This window comes from Chroococcidiopsis cubana SAG 39.79 (genome assembly GCF_003991895.1).
Classification (GTDB): domain Bacteria; phylum Cyanobacteriota; class Cyanobacteriia; order Cyanobacteriales; family Chroococcidiopsidaceae; genus Chroococcidiopsis; species Chroococcidiopsis thermalis.
Genome location: NZ_RSCK01000282.1, coordinates 1 through 683, shown reverse-complemented (window position 1 = coordinate 683; position 683 = coordinate 1). Strand labels below are relative to the sequence as shown.

Sequence of the window (683 nt, the reverse complement as noted above, 5' to 3'; positions counted from 1 at the left end):
TGGTTGGGTAATTCCATAGTGCTTACCGTGGATTTGGAAATGGTGCAGATGAATATCCTCCCACCCCATTGCCAGCTGGAGTGTGTAATGCAAGTCTTCTATCGTGCTGTCGCTGCTGACAAGTAAGCGCCGCCAAATCATTGGGCTAACGCCCAGCAGCACCACCTTTAGTTGATAAATAGCAGGTTCGGAAGAATCAGACATTGAGCCATCTTACCCCATTGTCTGCCCGATCTCCCCCGAAAAAAATCGCTCTCCATCAACTGATGGATGGCGCGTTCGAGTCTAGGAATGGGAAAGACCTGTAACCAGGCTTCCAACCATCCCCAACACCAATACGGTTGCAGCAGCAATCGCAAATTGTTCAATGCACTCTTCCAAGTGGTTCCCAATTCCCAATGTGGATGCAGGCTAAAAGGTAAAGGTCGTGGGGAAGTATTAGTTGAATCATCAGTATGGATTTGCTGTTGTTGCAGCAACTCGTCAGCATGTAAACTCACCAGTAGATAGGCACTAAAAATTAACTCCCACCAGCGTTCAATACTGGCGTAATCCGTTAAACGATAATCGTGCCATCCCAGTTCGTTTTTGACCTGCTTGAATCCATATTCAATCCCCGTGCTTTAACACCCCCATAAGAACACAAACCCAATCGCAATTCGTTATCCTTAGTGTTGAGGGGT

1 protein-coding gene and 1 pseudogene are annotated in these 683 nt (G+C 47.0%); both read right to left on the bottom strand.

Annotated features, from left to right (window positions below; all coding sequences use genetic code 11):
- Positions 1–204 (bottom strand): plasmid pRiA4b ORF-3 family protein (locus DSM107010_RS37910; protein WP_148125960.1); only part of this gene is annotated, 204 nt, incomplete at its 3' end.
- Positions 168–614, bottom strand: a pseudogene (locus tag DSM107010_RS37905) (hypothetical protein); the annotation flags it as partial. The gene DSM107010_RS37910 and the pseudogene DSM107010_RS37905, both read right to left, overlap by 37 nt.
- Positions 615–683 lie beyond the last annotated feature (69 nt).